The following is a 17,478-nucleotide window of genomic DNA, read 5'->3' on the forward strand; positions in this document are numbered from 1 at the left end:
CTTTTTCTTTTTTACCTTTTTCCGATATTTATGCCGACAATACCGCCGATTGCACCGAAAACGAACGCCGAAACGAGCGACAGCGCAAAACGCAGACCGAAATCCGCACCGGTGTATACAAGCTCGCCGATGACCGTTAAAAGCGCGCGGTAGATGACCGCGCAAATTCCGCCGTGCAAATATCCGCGCGACTGTGCGTTTTTTGCCGAAAGCACACCGCATACAAAGGCGCATATTGCGTTTACAACCCCCACTGCGGTTTTTGAAAAGTCCTCGTTAAACGGCGTATATGTAACAATCAGCGCAAGAATAAACAGCACAACAAGCGCCAGAAGATACGAAAATCCCACCGCGAAAAGTACGGTTTTAAGGCGCGCTCCGCCGTTTCCCTCCGCAGATGCAAATTCAATTTTTTTCAAAAAAATCACCCCGAATAACCTTTATATTACAAGCTTATTCGGGGTTTTGCATTTTAATTACAAATTTTTACGCTTCGTAAGGTTTGATAACCTCTTTAACCGCCCATTTTTCGATTTTGATGTGGGACACGTCCGCGCCCATACCCGACTCGATGATGAGCTTGTCGTCTTTTATCGCGGTGATTTTGCCGTGAATACCGCCGATTGTAAGAATTTTATCGCCGACGGTGAGCTGGGAAAGCATTTCTTTAACAAGCTTGTCCTTTTTTCTCTGCGGTCTTATCATAATAAAATATAATACCACAAGCATAATAACGGGCAGAGCGAATGCGGAAATAAGGCTTCCGCCTGTTGCCGCCGCGCCGTTTGCCGCTGTTGCGGCCGGTTCTGCGAATACTGTTTCAAATAACATTTATAGCACCTCGTTTTTTTATTGGTAGTAAATATTATACAGTATATTTTTATTTTTTGCAATAGTTTTGACAAAATTATCCGTAATTTTTAGGTTTTATGTAAAGGGGCGCATTTGCAATCCCGATTTTAATTTTTAAATTATCTTGTCATATCAAAAACATAAAATTTGTTATTTTTTAGGTTTGCTCCGCTTTTCCCCGCTTTTAGCGTAAAAGCGGTGCCTGCGGAGCAAAAGAAAAAATAACGATAACCTATTTTTGATATGAAAAGACAATTCAAACCTTACAAACTGCAAAAGAGGGGTAACAGGGGAACCGTCCCCTCGCCCCTCTTTCCCTTTTCCACAAAAAAATCGTACATTTTTGTGACTATCATACAAACATTTTAATATGGCTTGATAAAAAATTATCAATTCTTGATATATCAAATTAAATATGTTATTATATTATTCGTGATATGATTAAATTAAAAAAATAACATAAATCTTCAATTTTTAATGAAAGGACTAACAAAATGAAAATTGCAGTATGTATAAAACAGGTGCCCGACACAAACAAAGTCGAAGTTGACCCCGTGACGGGCGTGCTGAAGCGAAATGGCGTCGATTCAAAAATGAACCCGTACGACCTGTACGCACTCGAAACCGCGCTCCGCTTAAAAGAACAGTACGGCGGTGAGGTGCGCGTTATCACAATGGGCCCTCCGCAGGCGGAGGCGGTGATATACGAGGCGTTTTCAATGGGCGTTGACGACGGGTATCTCATAACCGACCGTGCTTTTGCCGGTGCGGACGTTCTCGCGACAAGCCGTGCAATTTCGCAGGGTCTCAAAAAAAGCGGTGAATTTGACATAATCATCTGCGGAAAGCAGAGCACAGACGGCGACACCGCGCAGGTCGGACCCGAAATTTCGGAATATTTATCCCTTTCGTCGGTGACGAACGTTACCGAAATTATATCTGCCGACGCGAAAAGCATAACTGTGAAACGGACCCTTCCCCTCGCGGTCGAAACAGTGAAACTCGCCTTTCCGTGCCTCATCAGCGTGGAAAAAGACATCTACATTCCGCGTCTGCCGTCGTATCTCAAAAAGCAGGCAACCAAGGACAGGAAAATCACATTGTTTACGCTCGGTGATTTTGATGACACCGACCCTATGCACTACGGTTTGAACGGCTCGCCGACACAGGTTCAGCGCATTTTTCCGCCCGAAGTGAACGACAAGCGCGAAATGTGGCAGGGCGAAAGCGGTGAAATTGTAAGCAAATTCGCCGGCAAACTCAAAGAGCTGAAGTTCATATAAGGAGAGAAAAAAATGGCAAAAATTGTTTTTCATAAAGATAAAATCACCGACGTTGAGGCTTTTGTAAGGCTGTGTCCGTTCGGCGCGCTCAAAGTTGAGGCGAGCGGAGAAATTTCTGCCGACGCGGGCTGTAAAATGTGCAAAATCTGCGTTAAAAAAGGCCTTGGCGGTGCGGCGCTTGTTGAGGAAGAACCCGTCGAAATTGTAGACAAAAGCAAGTGGAACGGAATTGCGGTTTACGTTGACCACGAGGACGGAAACATTCACCCCGTGACGTTTGAGCTCATCGGCAAGGCGCGCGAACTTGCGTCTAAAATCGGACACGAGGTTTACTGCGTGTTTATGGGAAGCGGAATAACAAATTCCGCCGACGAACTTTTGCATTACGGCGCTGACAAGGTTTTTGTTTACGACGACGAAAAGCTTAAAAATTACATATCCGAAACGTACACCGCGGTGTTTGAAGATTTTATAAACAAGGTTAAGCCGTCGGTGATTTTGGTCGGCGCAACCACCGTCGGACGCGAGCTTGCACCGCGTGTGGCGGCGAGGTTTAAAACAGGCCTTACCGCGGACTGCACCATTTTGGACATAAACGGCGAAACCGACCTTATCCAAATACGCCCGGCGTTCGGCGGAAACATTATGGCGCAGATTGTGACGCCGAACAACCGTCCCCAGCTTGCGACGGTGCGCTACAAGGTGATGAATTCACCCGAGCGGTCGGACGAAATCCACGGCGAAAAAATCATCTGCAAAATTGACGGCAGAAAGCTTGAAACCGCGACAGAGGTTCTTGAAATTTCGCCCAAAGAAAAGGTTAAAACCATTGAGAGCGCCGACGTTATCGTGGCGTTGGGCAGAGGTGTGAAGTCGAAAGACGACATCAAGATTTTTGAAAAGCTTGCAAATCTTCTCGACGGCGAAATTGCCTGTACCAGACCGCTTATCGAGGCAGGCTGGCTGGACGCAAAACATCAAATCGGTCTCAGCGGAAGAACGGTTCGTCCGCGCCTTATCATTGCGTGTGGAATTTCGGGCGCGGTGCAGTTTACCGCCGGAATGAACAATTCCGAATACATTTTCGCGATTAACAAAGACGAAAAAGCGCCCATTTTCAAGACTGCGCACTACGGCATCACGGGCGACATTTACGAGATTGTGCCGGCGCTTATAAAACGCATTGAGGAGGGCAGATAAAGTGGCAAAGTTTGACAAAAAAAATTATCTTGACATAGAAAAAATTATCCGCGACGGCGAGAGAGTGTTATACAAAGAGAACATCAACGAGGAATATTCGCACGACGAGCTCGGCAACGCTCACAGCGCGCCCGACATCGTTGTTAAAGCGCTCACAACCGAGGAGGTTTCGAGCATCGCGCGCTATGCGTACGAAAATGAAATTCCGCTCACCGTGCGCGGAAGCGGAACGGGACTTGTCGGCGCGTGCGTGCCTGTTTGCGGAGGCATTGTGCTGGACGTTTCGCAGATGAACAAAATTTTGGAGCTTGACGAGGAAAACCTCACAATCACGGTTGAACCGGGCGTTCTTTTAATGGAGCTTGCGCAGTTTGTCACCGAGCACGACCTGTTTTATCCGCCCGACCCGGGCGAGAAAACCGCGACAATCGGCGGAAACATCAGCACAAACGCGGGCGGTATGCGCGCGGTAAAATACGGCGTGACACGCGACTACGTACGTCATCTTGAGGTTGTTCTGCCCGACGGACGGATTGTGAATTTCGGCGGAAAAATCGTGAAAAACAGTTCGGGTTACGCGCTCAAAGACCTTATGGTCGGCAGTGAGGGCACGCTCGGAATTATCACAAAAGCGACGCTCAAACTTCTTCCTCTGCCGAAAAAAACGGTGAGTCTGCTCATTCCGTTTAAAAACATTTCAAAGGCAATCGGCACCGTGCCGAAGATTATCAAGGCGAAATGTATCCCCACCGCAGTGGAATTTATGCAAAAAGAGGTTATTGAAGACGCGGAAAGCTATCTCGGAAGTAAGTTCCCCGACTCCACCTCCGACGCGTATCTTTTGCTGAAATTCGACGGAAACAGCAAGGAGGAAATTGAAAATTACTATGACGACACCGCGAAAATCTGCCTTGAAAACGGCGCAATCGACATATTTATATCCGACACCGACGAGCGCGACGAAACGATTTGGAAAGCGCGCGGAGCGTTTTTGGAGGCAATCAAAAATTCTACTACCGATATGGACGAGGTGGACGTGGTTGTTCCGCGAAGTTCGGTCAACGAAATGGTGGAATTTTCGCACGCACTGCAAAAACAGGTCGGCGCGAGAATTAAATGTTTCGGTCACGCGGGCGACGGCAATTTGCACATTTACGTTTTAAAAGACGATTTGGGCGAACGCGAATGGGTGGAAAAACTCAATTCCGCAATGAACGAGATGTATAAAAAAGCGAAAGAGTTAAACGGCGAGGTGTCGGGCGAGCACGGCATAGGCTTTGCAAAAAAAGCGTATCTTGCGCGTTCGCTTGACAGTGCAAACATTGAGCTTATGCGCGGAATTAAAAAGGTTTTCGACCCGAAAAATATTTTAAATCCGAATAAACTGTTTTAGAAAACAAATTTTACCTCATAACAAAAACCCTGCATTTCTAATGATTTGCAGGGGTTTTTGCATAATAAAAACGCACTTCAGTTAGCCGAAGTGCGTTTTGTTATTTCAAAAATATTTCAAAAACATTATTTCGCCGACATTGCTCTGCCGAACATTGTAATTGCCTCAATGCGCGTAACCGTGTTCTGCGGTTTAACCGAGCCGTCGTCATAGCCTTTTATAATGCCTTTTTCAACCGCTTTTGCAATGTACGGCGCGGACCATTCAATTTTATCGGCGTCGGTAAATGCCGAAACATCCGCGTTTTCGTCAACCTCAATGCCGAACGCGCCGAGCAGAACCTTCACAAGCTCCTCACGCGTAATCGCGCCTTTCGGTTTAAACGTACCGTCCTCATAACCTTTCAAAATGCCTTTTTCAAAGCCTGCAAAAACGTACGCCGCCGCCCAGTCGGAAATCTCATCTTTATCGGCAAACGTAAGCTCGAAACTGTCGCTCAATGCGATACTCGCCGCCGAAACCGCAATTTTCACCGCTTCTTCACGAGTGAGCGCCGTGTCGGGATTGAGCATAACCTCGCCGTTTTCGTTTGTGCCTGCGCCCGAAATGATTTTCTTTTCAAACAAATCGTTTGCAAACGCGTATCCCCAGTGGTTTTTGTCAACATCGGCAAAATTGTGCAAAATCTCCTCGGTCTTTCCGTCGTCGGTCTTTGTGTCTGTGTTTTCGTCGGTTTTTACGTCGGTGTTCGTGTCATTTTTGCTGTCACCGCCCGATGCTGTGCCCGTACTTCCGCCTTTGGACGGTCTTGACGAACCGCCCGAAGTTGAACCGCCGTTGTTTCCGTTGTTGCCCGAATTATCGGAGTTGTCCGACTCGTCTGAACTGTCCGAGCCGTCCGACGCAACCGTAACTGTCAAATCGTCCGCGGCAAGACATCTGTTGTTCTGCGGATCGACCTCAACCGCACTTCTGATGTACGAATCTTCGAGATGAATTGTTGCCGAACCGCTTTTTACAGCCTCAAATTCAATCCAGATAAGTCTGCCGTAACCGTCCGCGTCCGCCTCAACGAACGGGTCCTGTGCTCCGGCAACCGACGTGTAGTTTATTTTCTGATTTTCCATATCTTTTGTAGAAATATTGGACGGTTTTTTGCTCGTATCGTAAAAATCAAATCCCGTAATTTTGAGATTGTCACTGCAATTTCCCACAATATGGAACGCGGTAACTTTTTCAATTGGTGTTGAGTCATTAAAATTTACCGCAATATTCACCTTAAATTTGTCGCCTACTTTAATATCGCCGTCGCCGTCACGCTCGATTTTTCCCGAAATTTTGGTGTAAGTGCCGTACGAATTATCGGCAAAAACCGTGCCGAACGCCGACAAAACCAAAACCAAAGCGAGAATTACCGACAAAAATTTTTTCATAATATCCTCCCTGTTGATGTTTATTTTAAAACTTCCGTTTGAAAAACAAAACCCGCAAAAGCGGGTTTTGTCAATCACATTAAACCAAAATTATTCGGTTAAGCTTTTGTAAATTTTAAGTGCGCGCTCAAACATAGCAAACGCTTCTTCTCTTGTAACCGACTGCGCAGGTTTAAACGTGTTGTCCTCGTAGCCCAAAACAATGCCGAGGCTAACCGCTTTCGAGATATAACCTGCCGACCAGCTGATTTCGTCAGCGTCAGCATATTTGATTTCGGGATTTTCGTCAACGCCGAAACCGAATGTGTTGATAATCATAGCAACAAGCTCTTCACGCGTAACATTGCCTTTCGCTCTGAACGTGTTGTCCTCGTAGCCTCTAACCATTTTGTTGGGGTGGTTTGCACCTGCCGCAACGTACGGAACAGCCCAGTCTGCAACGTCAGACGCGTCTGCAAAGTTGAGCGTTGCCGATGCGTCAACATCTAAACCGTAAGCCGAAACAGAGAGTTTTGCCGCTTCTTCTCTTGTGATAAGACCTGTCGGGCGAATGATAAGTTTGCCGTTTTCGTCTTTGCCGTAGCCGTCAACAAGACCCGATTTAACGAGCGCGTCAATCATATCGTGCGACCAGCGGTTCTTTTCAACGTCGCTGTATTCGCTGTCAGCGGTCGGCTGGTCGGGTTTAACCGGCTCACTGCCGTTAACAGTCGCCTCGATTGTGTAAACAACCTCTTTGCCGTCTGTACCTTTAACAGTGATTTCTTTCGGCTCGGTAAGGTCGAGTTTGTCGCCTTTTTTGTACGAAACCGAAACACCTGTGATACTTACGTTAAGCTCAATATCCGAAGCATCTGTGCCCTCGGGGAGCGTAATGCTGATTTTCTTCGTACCCTGGTCGATTGCAGTTTCTGCGCCGTCAACGTTTGCAACGGTTACTTTGTCAATCGATCCTGCCTTGCCGGGGTTGCGGACTGTGCCGGTCGGAACACGTTTTCCGCCGTCGTCGTTAACCTGATATGTTCTCTGCGAGAATACATCACCCGTTATTGTGAAATTGTCGCTGTCTGCTGCGTCAAACGCAGTTCTCACATACGAATTATCAAGCTTGATTGTGAGCAAACCCGTGCCGACAACTTCAAGTTCAAGCCAAATAAGGGTTGCATTGCTGTTTTCGTCAGCTTTAATCGCGTTGCCCTCTGTGTTGGGCATAACAACCGCGGTAAAATCAATGTTCTGATCCGCAGTTTTGCTGTTGTGTATCATTTTGTTAAGGTTTTTGTAGCCGTCGGGAATACCGTCCTGAATTGCAGGCGCAGTTCCGCCGATTTCGGTGATTGCCTCATCAGCCGCAAAACCCGAACCAACAATTTTAAGGTTGTCCGACGTTGTGCCGAGAAGGTGGAACGCAGTAACCTTGTCCTTTGAAACGCCTTTCAAGCTCGCGCCTATGTAAACCTTTATAATGTCGCCTTTCATAATGCCTTTTGATGCATTTGAAAGTGTACTTCCTGCCTCGTCGAGCGTGCCGAAACTGCCCAAAAGGGTGTATTTCGAATAGGAATTTTCCGCAAATACGCTGAACGAAAAAGCAGAAATAAGCACTGCAAATATCAAAGTTAAAGATATAACTTTTTTAGTATTTATCATATGTGTGTCCTCGCTTTTACCGATTGATATACTCTTAATAGTCCTTAAAGCGAGAGCAAAACTGCCCTCGCTTTAAGATATTCAGCTTTGATTTCCAAGCTTAATTACTTTAAAAATTGTACTGAAATTTTGCCGTTTAATCAGCAGAAATTATTCAACGATAAGACCTGCCGATGTGATTGTTGCGCCGAAGTATGTTTCAAATTCGTAAACCATTGTGATAATATCGTTAACGCTGATGTTTGCTTCGCCGTCTTTTGTGTAGAGGTCGCAGTTTACATTTTCTGCAGCAGCCTGACCGATTTTTGCAACGAGGTCAGCGTAATCTTTTGCATTGATGGATCCGTTTCCGTCCACATCGCCTGCATAGATAGCTTCTCTGCCTGTTGCACTGCTTGTAACATTCATAGTGTTTGTTTCGCTGTCGTATATAACTTTAATTTCAACTTCAGCTTTTGTATAACCCGGAACGTCTACCGAAACCTTGTATACACCTGCCTCAACTTCGAGGTCTTTAAGCTCAACTTTCTTTTCGGTAACAACAATGTTTTCTGCAGGAACCGTTACAACATCTGTGCCTTTTGTAACTTTCAAGCCTGCTTTAAATTTGTCTTTTGCAGATGTAACGTCACCAAGTGTCTTAATGTCGAACGATGCATTGATTTTTGCAGTTGTGGGAACAACAACCTCCGTTACGATGATTCTCTCCTCATCGCCTGTGAATGACGGAAGATTTGCAATGTCGTCGCCCTCAACGGTTGTAAGTTTAAGCGTCTCAACCTTAACTACAATTTCAGCATCTTTATCAGCAGCAGCTTTAATTGTAAACGTACCGAGTACGTCTGCAGCTGTTCCGCCGGCATTTCTTATAACAGTAACAGTGCCGTTTTCCATATCTTCACTATGCTTATCGTAACCTGCCGCCGGTGTAAAGCTTACAAGTGTACCTGTACCTGTACCCGTGTTAGCAGAGATTTTAATCACAGCCGCGTAAACTTTGTTTGTGCCAAGACCTTCAACGCTGATTGCAGCATTAAAGTCTTCGCCTTTGTTTACTGTACCTGCAGGAGAAAGTGTAATTTTAGCGTTAGCGCTTATACCTACTGCAACAGCAAATTCTTTGTATGCGTCAGCAACACTTATGCATTTTTCCGAATATGTGATTTTGACTGTTTTGTTGTTCGCGTCAACTGTATCAATAGCAACAGTGTATTCGTCTGCCGGCAATGCACTCTGTTCAGCGCCGTCCAAAACGTTGTTTACATATTTGTCAGCAACGATTGTGAGCGCGCCTTTGATAGTTTCGTCAGTCGCGCCTGCAGGGAACATTCTTGTAGACATTGTCGCTCTAACATTTCTGTATTCGATAACATCTTTGAGTGTAATTGTTGCAGTAACAGTTTCACCTTTGTACGGTTCGCCGGCTTTGAGTGTAACAGTAACAAGACCTGTTGATCTTTCGATAACAACGCTCTCGAAGTTAGCAGGAGCAACTTCTTCAGTTCCGATTTTAGAACTGTTTACATATTTGTCAGCCTTAACTGTCATTTTACCTTTGATGTCCTCATCGGTTGCAGTTGCTAAAAATGTTGTGTTTCCGCCTTCAAACTCGATAACATAATCTTTATATTCGATTGTGTCGGGAGTTACACCAAAGATAAGTTTACCGTCTAAAGGAGTAAGCTCTTTTTCTGCAAATTCGCCTTTGAGTGTAACTGTAACGTAACCGTTTTCAGTAACATTTGCCGGATTGCCGTAGATTTCAACGTCGTAATCCGTGCCGAGAGTCAAAGTAATGTTATCTGTTTTAATAACGCCCTGTGTTTTTGTTGCAGTAACCTTAACAGCCGCTTTTACTGTTGCTGCGTCGGTATTGTTTGCAAATTCAGTAGTTGTAAGTTCAGCCTTTACATTAGAATAATCAACAGGAACGTCTGTAAATCCTAATGTGATAGATTCTATATTCGCACCTTTGAAGTAAACAAAAATGGAAACTTCATTAGAGGTCGCAGATCTGCCAATGTTAACATGTCCTTTATCAGCCGGAACAGCTACAACTTCCTCGGTCGCAACACCGTCAACTGTCTTTTTGCCGTAAACTACGAAAGCATTTTTCAAAGTTGTATCATCAAGATATTTTGCGTCATAAGCAGTTTCAACTCTTCCGCCTTCTACCTTGGCACCGTTAAATTCAACGTGATCATATGTGTAATCTACCACAGCTTCGGTAAGCTTATAAGTGAATGTAGCAGTTGCAGCCGCGCCGGTTGCAAGCACTTCGCCCTCGCCTACACCATTTGCAAAGTTGATTGTAAACTTGTGATTTTCGTGATCAAAATCAACTTTCAAATCAGCAATAATATTGTCAGTGCCCTGTGTACCGTCAACTGTTTTGACAACTGTAATGTCTTTCGCGATTGCATCTTCGAGGTCAGCTGCCGAAAGCTTGTGACTGTATTCTTTTGTTTCGTCAAATGTAGCCTTAAACGATACCTGTTTTTCAGCTGGTGTAGAACCGCCGATAGCAAGTCCGGTGTCTACAACAGTCACCTGTTCAACTATCGGGTCACCACTGCCTTCGCCTGTTTCAAAGTCAAAATCAATACCACCTATATCTATACCGCAACCCATTCCAGCGGATTCACCAGAATTTGTAAATTTAACAGTTCCGCTTGCACCGACTGTCAATTTATAAGTCGTAACTGCAAAACTCGTACTACCTGCCAAATCCATATACGAAGGATCAACACTTAACTCTTCGTAATTCGTTGGTGAATTGTAAGATCCACCACCTTCACTATCTAATCCTATGTAAATATTTGCACCATTTCGTGCGGAATTTATAGTATTGCCGACTGATGTGTCTCTAGCCAAACCCGCTATTGAAAAGCTACTAATATCCTCATCAATCGTTGCATTTTCAACTGCAAGGTTAACATCAAGCGAAGCAAAAGTTCCGCTCGGAACATTTGCAGTCACCTTTGCGTATACAACGCTGTTAGGTTCTGCGTTCTTAATTTCATTAGTAAGCGCACTATCAGAATAGTATGTAACAGTCAAATTTTCATTTCCAGTAACCGTAGGGAATCCCTCGCGCCCAGTCGCAAAAGCAGGAACAGCCATCATAGAGAAAACAAAAACTATTACCGTTACTAAACTGATAACCTTGTTAAAAGTTTTCATTAAGTTTTCCTCCTATAAAATGTTATTATATCATGCATCGGAGCAATTTCTAAGCTCTAATGCAAAATATTATGCAATGTTTATGCGCAAAATAAGATTGAGAAAACTCAATCTTATTTTGCAACTCAATATACCTTAACTTCAAGATTATTTGGACAGAGCCGAAATGGCTTTCTTTACTGCATTAAGGTCATTACTATTTACAACGCCGTCATCATTAGCGTCACCTGCAAGTCTCTTTTCAATAGCTATATATTCCCGTCCCTCTGTTACGAGGCTAACCATAGAATCGGAAACTGCAACATCTGTAATAATGGTATTAGCATAGTTTGTAACTTTATCAGCACTTAACAATGCAAATCTTACAACCACTCTATATGTGCCAGCAGGAACTTCTATTTCGAATTTACCGTCACTACCTGTAACTGCACTTCCAACGATATCTTTGCCACTTGTAATCAATACAAGCGCACCGGGAGCAAGATCGTACGCATTACCAACCGCTCTACGATATCTTACAACACCTGTGATACCTGTTTTTCCGCCCGGTGTAACATCGGGAGTGATTGTAACGCCTTCAACAGTACCAACAACTTTGTCGCCTACTTTAACAGTGAATGTATAAACATTTGTCGCTGTTTCTGTCTCTGTTACTGTGAACTCGCCTGCTGTGAGGTACGAAACTGTGCCGTCTAAAGTTTTCTTAACTTTAACCGCGCCTTTAGCAGCCTCAAGTGTTTTGTATACAGCAGTTTTGTCAAATTCTACAGCATATGTAGGTTCCGAAGGTGCAGGATCGTCAGCAAGGCTGATTTCCGTTGCGCCGGTTTCGCCTGCTTTTGTATAAGGAACAGCAGTTGTGATTTCGTCACCGCCTACCCAAACGTTAACGCCGGCAGCGCCTACCGCATTTGCTCTTACTTTAATGGGAGCAACATAGTCAGCAACAGTTTCGCCTGCGCCGATTGTAACCTGGTCAATAAAAATAATGTCATTGTTTGTTGCTTTTGCCGGTGTAACACCTGCTTTGAGAACAAGGATTGTAGCATCCTTTCCGCCTGTGTAACCGTCTACGTTAACTGTTAAATTTCCCGAAGTTTTGTCATAAGCAACATTCGAGAATGTCGGTGCGGCAAATGCCGAAACGGCAAAGAGTACCGCAATCATTGTGAGAGCCAAGGCTCTTTTGAAAATGTGTTTCATAATCTTTCTCCATCTCCTTTTTTAATTTTTAAAACTTTTCGTATAAAAGACACTGCAAAAAATAGTTATTTTTCAAAATCCCTCCTTTTTGCAAAACAGCTTTATAAGGATTTAAAGCCATTTTTCCAATTATACAAGTTAATTATAAAGCCAGCAGCGCGATTTTTCAATAGCTAATTAAAATAATTTTGTATTTTTGTGAGTTTACACAAATAATCACCGTGTTTTTGTGCATTTACTCCATAATGTCCTCCGCCGCCGCAGTCGCCGCCACCGCACCGTCCGCACACGCCGTAATTATCTGTCTGAGCGGTTTTTGGCAGATGTCGCCCGCCGCGTAAATTCCGCGCTGTGACGTGCGCATATTGCGGTCGACTATGATATATCCGTTTTCGTCGGTTTTGAGCGTGCCGGCGGTAAGAGAATTTGTCGGCACGGTGCCGACCGCAACAAACACCGCGTCGGTTAAAATATCGCGCACTTTGCCCGTTTTCACGTTTTTGACGCGCAGATTTTCCACAAAATCACCGCCCGAAATCTTTTCGGGAACGGTGTCGAAAATTATTTCGATTTTATCGTTTTTGCGGAGTTTTTCCGCATTGGAACGCGCCGCGCGGAACGTGTCACGGCGGTGAATGACATAAACTTTTTTGCACAAATTCGCAAGGTAGAGCGCGTCCTCAACCGCGGTGTCGCCTCCGCCGATTACGCACGCGGTTTTGTCACGGAAAAATCCGCCGTCGCACGTCGCGCAGTACGAAACACCCCGTCCGCGGAATTTTTCTTCGCCGTCTATGCCGAGATTACGCGGTTTTGCGCCCGTCGCGACGATTACCGCACGCGCGCTGTAAACATTCTTTTTGGTGGTGACTTCTTTTTTCGCGGTGTCAAGGCTTACGACGTCCTCAAATTTTATCACCGCGCCGAAATCTTTCGCCTGTTTTTCCATTTGCATACAAAGCGCCGCACCGCCGATTTTGCCTGTGCCGATAAAGTTTTCGACCTCGCTTGTGGTCGCCGCTTGTCCGCCGGCAAAAAGGCGCTCGAGAACAAGCGTTTTCAGCCCGGCGCGCGCGGAATAAAGCGCCGCGTTAAGCCCTGCCGGACCGGCTCCGATGATGATTATATCATATTTTTCCATATCAATTTCCCCTTGTGAAATTTTCGTCGGTAATTTTAAAATTTACGTTGCCGGACGTGTAAACACACCCGTTTTTATCCGCGATTACGCACTCAATGCCGTCCTCGGCGCGGACAATTTCAAGACCTTTTTCAACGCCGAGAACGCAGACCGCAGTAGCGAAAGCGTCGCATTTTTCGCTCGATTTGCCGATTATGCTCGCGCTTGCGACGTCGCTTTCGGCGCATTTTCCGTTGAGCGGACTGATGATGTGAATGTATTTTTTGCCGTCAAGCTCGGCAAAACGCTCGTATCCTCCGCTTGTGACAACCGATATATTTTTGCCCTCGATATAACCGAAATATTCACCGCGCGCGCCGTTCGGGTTTTGCAGTCCGATTTTTATGTTTTTTTCGCCAAGCGCATAGATATTTCCGCCGAGGTCGCAGATTGCGCTTTTCACGCGGTGTTTTTGCATAATTTGGGCGCATTTATCGGCGAGGTAACCTTTCGCGGCACCGCCGAGATCGATTTGCGCGCCGTTTTTGAGGCGGACGGAATTTTCGGAAATTTCAATGTTATCCGCGCCGATTTTCGGCATTGTTTCGGCAATTTCAGCCTCCGTCGGAACGCGCGTGAAATTTTTGATATTCCACAAATCGGCGAGCGGTTTCACCGTGATGTCAAACGCGCCGTCGGTTTCGGACGTGTAAATTTTCGCGTTTGAAACAAGGCGCAAAAGCTCGTCCGAAAGGGTGTTTTCGCCCGTTTCGTTAAGGCGCGAAATTTCGCTGTCCGATATATAGACACTGCTTTTTTGCTCAAAGTTTTTTATCTCGTCAAAGCACTCGGACACCGCTTTTTTCGCGTTAAATCCGCGAGCGGTGAGGGTGACGTATGTATCGAGCATAAATTTTGTTTCACTGCACGAAACATTTTGAGAAAAAACGGCGCCTGTTAAAATAAGCGCCGGCACAATGCAAAAAAGCAGAATTTTCTTTTTCATAAACGTAAAAACGCACACTCGGTGATGAGCGCGTAATTATCCTTTCGTATTTTTTCAAACTGCGAAAACGGAAGCGGATTTTGCCCTTTTCCCGCCTCAACCGTGAACGCAGGAAGCGAAAATTTGTCGATTACCCAGTCTTTAAATCCCGTAACCGAGGCAATTCCGCCGGGTTTTGCCGCCGTGTATCCGCTCACCTTTGCGAGTGCCTCGGCGGTGCGTTTGTATTTTGTATTGCCTGCAAAGTCGTAGTAAATTTCCTCACCCTGCGAATGAAAAGCGACCGAAATATCGAATTTTTCCTTTTCAAAAAGCGCTTTCACCGCTTGTGTTTCAGGTTCGGAAAACGGTTCTTCGCCCGAATAGCGCGTGTAATTCGCACCGAAAATGCCCATTTCGCGCTCCATTTTTTTGCCCTCGGCAAAAGACGCGTCATAATTGTGGTTGAGGTCGACGCCGTTCGCGTTTGCCTGCCACACTTTTTTGACGTTTCTGCCTCCGAGCGCACCTTTCACAACGCCGTACGCAGGCGAATTTTTCTTAATTCCGTTAATCACGAAATTCACGCCGTCGGGATTGACCATAGGCACGATGTAAAACGCCGCGCTTTGATAAAGTTTTAAAATGTTTTCACCGCAAAACTCGGTTTCGTCCTTGAGCGCCGCGGCATAATCGCACGCGTAGGACGCAAGCAGCGACGAGGTTATCCACTCGAGCGAATGGTGCGCGCCGTTTAAGAAAATTTTTCGTTTTCCCTTGCCGATGCGTATGCACAGAATGTCACGCCCGAGCACCGATTTTCCGCACGAAAATACGCTTGCAAAAGCGTATTTTTTCACCAGCGCCGACAGTGTTTTCGTAAGTTTTTCATAGTCGAAATTATTAAAATCCATACCAAACCTCCCGTAAAAAGTAAACATAAGTTTGGTATAATTTTATGTTGAAATTTTCGGTTTAATTACCCGAAAAGCTTGCGTATGTCCGAAAAAGTGATAAACAGCATAAACGCCATCAAAATCGCAAAGCCGATAAAGTGAACGAGTCCCTCTTTGCCGGGGCTTACTCTGTGACCGAGAATTTTTTCGGCGATTACAAACACAATCCGTCCGCCGTCAAGCGCCGGCAAAGGAAGAAGGTTCATCACGCCGAGGTTTATCGAGATTAGTCCTGCAAGCGAGAGTGCGCGCAAAAGTCCCTCAAATCCGCCGGTTTCCGAAACGGCGGTGTTTATTTCGCTCACAATTCCCACAGGTCCCGACACTTCGGTGACGGGCACTTTTCCCGTAATCAGCCACCAAAGCGAAATTCCGGCCATTTTTGTCATATAAACCGAATTATCGTATGCCGCTTTTATAACGTTCAGCGGTGTGTTGGGCAGAATTTTCGGCGAAAATCCGTAAATTTTGCGTCCGCTTTCGTCCGCTTTGAGCGATACGTGTTTTGTGATTTTTCCGCCGTTTCGCACAACGGTTATGTCCGCGTCCGCGCTGGGATTTGTGAGGTTAAAAAGCATAATGTCGTTATAGCTTGAAATTCGGTGCGATTTGCCGTTTGCCTCCATTGCAACGATTTTGTCGCCCTCGGCAAAACCCTGCTCCTGCATAGAAAAACCGTCGGTAACCGCGCCGATGATATTGGACGTAAGATATGTGTTTGCGGCAAGGAAGATGAAAACCAAAAATCCGAGAACGAAATTCATAAATCCGCCGGCGAAAAGCACAACGAATTTCTGCCACGGCTTTTTGTTGCACAGCGCGCCGTCGCTTTCGCTGTCGTCGTCCTCGCCCTCAAGTCGCACAAATCCGCCCAGAGGCAAAAGGCGTACGCTGTACGCGGTTTCGCCCTTGGTGCGCGAAAAAAGCTTGGGACCCATTCCGATTGAAAATTCGTGAACGGTTACTCCCACCGACTTTGCAGCAATAAAATGCCCCAGTTCGTGTATAAAAATTAAGGTACAGAAAATTAAAATTGTCCAAACCGCCGTCAGCATAGGCTTAATCCCCTCTCATATACAATTTTTCGCGCCTCTTTGTCGGCGTCAAGCACTGCGTCAAGAGTGATTTTTCCGCCGCCGTCAAATTTTTCAAGCGCATTTTCAACCAAATCCGCAATATCCAAAAATTTAATTTTACCCTGCAAAAACAAATCCACCGCCGCCTCGTTCGCGCCGTTTAAAACGGCAGGCAGAACACCGCCTTTTTTGTATGCCGACACCGCGAGGTTAAGGCATTTAAACGTGTCGTAATCAGGCTTATCGAATGTTAAGCACGATTTTTGAAAAATGTCCAGTTCGTCCGCAAACGACGGTTTTCTTTCGGGATAGTTTATTGCATAGCTTATGGGCAGACGCATATCGGGCGAGCCGAGCTGTGCCATATACGAGCCGTCGCAAAACTCCACCATAGAATGAACAATGCTCTGACGGTGGATTACGGGGGTGATTTTGTCAATATCCACGCCGAAAAGGTGGCACGCCTCGATAATTTCAAGCCCCTTGTTCATAAGCGTTGCGCTGTCGATTGTGATTTTCGCGCCCATACTCCAGTTCGGGTGCTTTAAAGCGTCCTCTTTCGTTTTGTTTTCAAGCTCCGCGCGCGTTTTGCCGAAAAACGGACCTCCCGACGCGGTGAGCCAGATTTTTTTGATTTTTTCCCTTTTCTCGCCGTTAAGACACTGAAAAATCGCGCTGTGTTCACTGTCGACGGGGATAACGTCAACACCGTTTCCGCGCGCAAGGCTCATCACAATTTCGCCTGCGCACACGAGCGTTTCCTTGTTTGCCAAAAGCAGACGTTTTTTTGCCTTAACCGCGCAGATTGTAGGGATAAGTCCCGCAATTCCCACAACCGAATTTAGCACGCTGTCGGCTTCCTTAACCGACGCGGTTTCCGCCATTCCGTCCGCACCGCACACGATTTTTGTGCTTAAATCACGGGTTTCGCGCGCAAGTTCCGAATACTTTTCCTCATCGGCAATGCACGCAATTACGGGTTTAAATTTGCGCACCTGCTCTGCCAAAAGCTTAACGTTGCTTTTAGCCGCAAGTGCGCAGATGTTAATATTTTTATCATTCCCGGCAATCTGCAAAGTCTGCGTGCCGATTGAACCTGTTGAACCTAAAACTGCAATATTTTTCATATGTTTTTCCTTTTGAA

At 45.7% G+C, this 17,478-nt stretch carries 14 protein-coding genes; 3 read left to right on the forward strand and 11 right to left on the reverse strand.

All coding sequences use genetic code 11. From position 1 onward, the window contains the following. Nucleotides 1–11 precede the first annotated feature (11 nt). Entirely contained in the window at nucleotides 12–419 is a 408-nt protein-coding gene (locus H8706_RS09550; protein ID WP_262432433.1) for a TIGR04086 family membrane protein, read from the reverse strand. Nucleotides 420–486: 67 nt separating this feature from the next. Next, complete coding sequence (yajC, locus tag H8706_RS09555) at nucleotides 487–831, reverse strand: preprotein translocase subunit YajC (protein ID WP_178347461.1); 345 nt, start codon at nucleotides 829–831, stop codon at nucleotides 487–489. 515 nt (nucleotides 832–1,346) lie between these two features. Between yajC and H8706_RS09560 the strand changes: the two genes are divergently transcribed. Genes H8706_RS09560 through H8706_RS09570 form a run of 3 tightly spaced genes read left to right on the forward strand, consistent with a single transcriptional unit; the run spans nucleotide 1,347 to nucleotide 4,728 of the window. After that, nucleotides 1,347–2,135 (forward strand): electron transfer flavoprotein subunit beta/FixA family protein, encoded by a 789-nt coding sequence (locus H8706_RS09560; protein ID WP_262432434.1) that lies wholly within the window; start codon nucleotides 1,347–1,349, stop codon nucleotides 2,133–2,135. Nucleotides 2,136–2,147: 12 nt separating this feature from the next. Then, a complete protein-coding gene (locus H8706_RS09565) occupies nucleotides 2,148–3,335 on the forward strand; it encodes an electron transfer flavoprotein subunit alpha/FixB family protein (protein ID WP_262432435.1) in 1,188 nt (395 codons plus the stop codon). A gap of 1 nt (nucleotide 3,336) precedes the next feature. Continuing rightward, complete coding sequence (locus H8706_RS09570; RefSeq protein WP_262432436.1) at nucleotides 3,337–4,728, forward strand: FAD-binding oxidoreductase; 1,392 nt, start codon at nucleotides 3,337–3,339, stop codon at nucleotides 4,726–4,728. A 125-nt stretch (nucleotides 4,729–4,853) separates the two neighbouring features. Here the strand turns inward: H8706_RS09570 and H8706_RS09575 are convergent, their stop codons facing one another. From H8706_RS09575 to H8706_RS09615, 9 genes are all read right to left on the reverse strand, one after another. Beyond that, nucleotides 4,854–6,161 carry an S-layer homology domain-containing protein gene (locus H8706_RS09575; protein ID WP_262432437.1) on the reverse strand — a complete coding sequence of 436 codons (1,308 nt, stop codon included), beginning with the start codon at nucleotides 6,159–6,161 and terminating at the stop codon, nucleotides 4,854–4,856. Nucleotides 6,162–6,251: 90 nt separating this feature from the next. Beyond that, the gene (locus H8706_RS09580) at nucleotides 6,252–7,811 is read right to left on the reverse strand and encodes an S-layer homology domain-containing protein (protein WP_262432438.1); all 1,560 of its coding nucleotides are present in this window, start codon (nucleotides 7,809–7,811) and stop codon (nucleotides 6,252–6,254) included. 150 nt (nucleotides 7,812–7,961) lie between these two features. Beyond that, complete coding sequence (locus tag H8706_RS09585; RefSeq protein ID WP_262432439.1) at nucleotides 7,962–10,994, reverse strand: hypothetical protein; 3,033 nt, start codon at nucleotides 10,992–10,994, stop codon at nucleotides 7,962–7,964. 147 nt (nucleotides 10,995–11,141) lie between these two features. Beyond that, nucleotides 11,142–12,197 (reverse strand): hypothetical protein, encoded by a 1,056-nt coding sequence (locus H8706_RS09590; protein ID WP_262432440.1) that lies wholly within the window; start codon nucleotides 12,195–12,197, stop codon nucleotides 11,142–11,144. 235 nt (nucleotides 12,198–12,432) lie between these two features. After that, the gene (trxB, locus tag H8706_RS09595) at nucleotides 12,433–13,338 is read right to left on the reverse strand and encodes a thioredoxin-disulfide reductase (RefSeq protein WP_262432441.1); all 906 of its coding nucleotides are present in this window, start codon (nucleotides 13,336–13,338) and stop codon (nucleotides 12,433–12,435) included. Nucleotide 13,339: 1 nt separating this feature from the next. Then, nucleotides 13,340–14,323, reverse strand: coding sequence for an FAD:protein FMN transferase (locus H8706_RS09600; RefSeq protein WP_262432442.1), 984 nt, complete (start codon nucleotides 14,321–14,323; stop codon nucleotides 13,340–13,342). After that, on the reverse strand, nucleotides 14,320–15,216 hold the full coding sequence (locus H8706_RS09605; protein WP_262432443.1) for a M14 family metallopeptidase: 897 nt from the start codon (nucleotides 15,214–15,216) through the stop codon (nucleotides 14,320–14,322). The genes H8706_RS09600 and H8706_RS09605 overlap by 4 nt, the downstream gene beginning before the upstream one ends. Nucleotides 15,217–15,281: 65 nt before the next feature. Continuing rightward, nucleotides 15,282–16,313, reverse strand: a complete 1,032-nt coding sequence (locus H8706_RS09610; protein WP_262432444.1) for a M50 family metallopeptidase — start codon at nucleotides 16,311–16,313, stop codon at nucleotides 15,282–15,284. After that, nucleotides 16,307–17,461: a 1-deoxy-D-xylulose-5-phosphate reductoisomerase gene (locus tag H8706_RS09615; protein ID WP_262432445.1), complete on the reverse strand. Its 1,155-nt coding sequence runs from the start codon at nucleotides 17,459–17,461 to the stop codon at nucleotides 16,307–16,309. Before H8706_RS09615 ends, H8706_RS09610 begins: the two co-directional genes overlap by 7 nt. Between the last annotated feature and the right edge of the window lie 17 nt (nucleotides 17,462–17,478).

It is taken from the genome of Qingrenia yutianensis (assembly GCF_014385105.1).
GTDB classification, from domain to species: Bacteria; Bacillota; Clostridia; order UMGS1810; family UMGS1810; genus Qingrenia; species Qingrenia yutianensis.

What these genes read in the sequence shown, in the direction of transcription:
- H8706_RS09565 (WP_262432435.1), top strand. Translation starts at nt 2,148, where the DNA reads ATGGCAAAAATTGTTTTTCATAAAGATAAAATCACCGACGTTGAGGCT.
- H8706_RS09615 (WP_262432445.1), bottom strand. Translation starts at nt 17,461, where the DNA reads ATGAAAAATATTGCAGTTTTAGGTTCAACAGGTTCAATCGGCACGCAG.
- H8706_RS09590 (WP_262432440.1), bottom strand. Translation starts at nt 12,197, where the DNA reads ATGAAACACATTTTCAAAAGAGCCTTGGCTCTCACAATGATTGCGGTA.
- trxB (WP_262432441.1), bottom strand. Translation starts at nt 13,338, where the DNA reads ATGGAAAAATATGATATAATCATCATCGGAGCCGGTCCGGCAGGGCTT.
- H8706_RS09580 (WP_262432438.1), bottom strand. Translation starts at nt 7,811, where the DNA reads ATGATAAATACTAAAAAAGTTATATCTTTAACTTTGATATTTGCAGTG.
- H8706_RS09585 (WP_262432439.1), bottom strand. Translation starts at nt 10,994, where the DNA reads ATGAAAACTTTTAACAAGGTTATCAGTTTAGTAACGGTAATAGTTTTT.
- H8706_RS09610 (WP_262432444.1), bottom strand. Translation starts at nt 16,313, where the DNA reads ATGCTGACGGCGGTTTGGACAATTTTAATTTTCTGTACCTTAATTTTT.
- H8706_RS09605 (WP_262432443.1), bottom strand. Translation starts at nt 15,216, where the DNA reads ATGGATTTTAATAATTTCGACTATGAAAAACTTACGAAAACACTGTCG.
- yajC (WP_178347461.1), bottom strand. Translation starts at nt 831, where the DNA reads ATGTTATTTGAAACAGTATTCGCAGAACCGGCCGCAACAGCGGCAAAC.
- H8706_RS09575 (WP_262432437.1), bottom strand. Translation starts at nt 6,161, where the DNA reads ATGAAAAAATTTTTGTCGGTAATTCTCGCTTTGGTTTTGGTTTTGTCG.
- H8706_RS09600 (WP_262432442.1), bottom strand. Translation starts at nt 14,323, where the DNA reads ATGAAAAAGAAAATTCTGCTTTTTTGCATTGTGCCGGCGCTTATTTTA.
- H8706_RS09560 (WP_262432434.1), top strand. Translation starts at nt 1,347, where the DNA reads ATGAAAATTGCAGTATGTATAAAACAGGTGCCCGACACAAACAAAGTC.